The sequence below is a fragment of the Psychromonas sp. genome (assembly GCF_983033635.1).
Genome location: NZ_CEZLMY010000123.1, coordinates 9831 through 10643 on the forward strand (window position 1 = coordinate 9831; position 813 = coordinate 10643).

An 813-nucleotide genomic window follows, 5' to 3' on the forward strand; every position below is an offset into this window, starting at 1 on the left:
CAAAAAACAGATTCAGTAAAACAACAACGCTAGCTTACGGCGTGTTCACTTTATCAGCTAAGGCGTTTGCGACCACCCGTTCAGGCAGAGAGATTGAACTGCAATTACCTGAGCAGCTTATTGAGTTACTGCCTAAATTTATTATGCCGGAAATCGATACAAGTGAAACTGCAACCACTGAAACTGAAACTGAAGTTATGGAGCCACAACTACCAACATCGCTATGGGAAAACGTATGGCTTATTTCAGCAATTGCGATTAGCAGTTTACTTATTCTATCCGCGCTAATTTTTATTATTATCCGACGTAGAATAAAAAACAAACAATCCAACAAAAATAGTGATGATCAGACACCATCAGAATTAACACTTGATGAACTGCAGCCAACATCAATAGATCTGAAGGCGGGCAAAAAACAAGCAAGGATATAATGTTTTTAAACGACTTGGAAATGTAAATCCTTGCATTTTTAAGTTTTTTGAGCAGAAAGTAGGCACTTGAGGAAGTTAAAACCTAATATTGCATTTTTTTTCTTTTTCCTTATTGACTCAGCAAAGGCAACTACGTATTATCGGCGCCTCAACAAACGCAGTGTTAAACACAGCGATTGATGCTAACTGGAGTGGTAGTTCAGTTGGTTAGAATACCGGCCTGTCACGCCGGGGGTCGCGGGTTCGAGTCCCGTCCACTCCGCCAATATCATATTTAGATATGCTATTGACGTATGTTAGCTCAAATGTTGAATCTGATAATTATCACGTGGAGTGGTAGTTCAGTTGGTTAGAATACCGGCCTGTCACGCCGGGGGTCGCG

General features: G+C 41.0%; 1 tRNA gene and 1 pseudogene. Both read left to right on the plus strand.

The features are described 5' to 3' along the window. Positions 1 to 431 (plus strand): annotated as a pseudogene (locus AC4GME_RS13845) (hypothetical protein); the annotation flags it as partial. Between the two features lie 188 nt (positions 432 to 619). After that, positions 620 to 696, plus strand: a tRNA-Asp gene (locus tag AC4GME_RS13850). Positions 697 to 813 lie beyond the last annotated feature (117 nt).